This window comes from Nocardia aegles (assembly GCF_052545135.1).
This window is the reverse complement of record NZ_JBQWRI010000066.1, coordinates 1-487: the sequence shown is the minus strand read 5'-3', so window position 1 is coordinate 487 and position 487 is coordinate 1. Positions and strand designations below refer to the sequence as shown.

1 protein-coding gene is annotated in these 487 nt (G+C 61.4%); it reads left to right on the top strand.

Annotated features, from left to right (window positions below; all coding sequences use genetic code 11):
• Positions 1 to 487, top strand: a 487-nt coding sequence (locus ACT89H_RS29475; RefSeq protein ID WP_445111938.1) for an AMP-binding protein, incomplete at both ends; no start/stop codon positions are given.

Sequence of the window (487 nt, the reverse complement as noted above, 5' to 3'; positions counted from 1 at the left end):
CATCGTGACCCTTCTTTCCTGCACCCAGCCGATATTCGGCTTCGGTGACCGCGACGTCTGGACTATGTTCCACTCCGAAGCTTTCGACTTCGCGGTATGGGAAATATTCGGATGCCACGCCTCGGGTGGGCGGCTGGTCATCGTGGATCATCTCACTGCACGCGACCCCTATGCCTTCCTAAGGCTGCTCGGGCGGGAGCAGGTGACGATCCTCAACCAGACCCCCACGGCCTTCTGGCAGCTTGACGACGCCGAAAGGTCACGCGACGTCGACCTCGCCCTGCGCCTGGTGATCTTCGGCGGTGAAAAGCTCCAGCCCGCGAACCTCGAGTCCTGGCTTTGGCGGCATGGACACAACGAGCCCGCCTTAGCCAACATTTACGGCATCACGGAATCCACCGTCCACGCAACACTATTTCCCATCGAAGGCGATGTCTTGGCCCTCAAGACCTCCAGCCCCATAGGCACGGCGCTTCCGGGAGTGGGC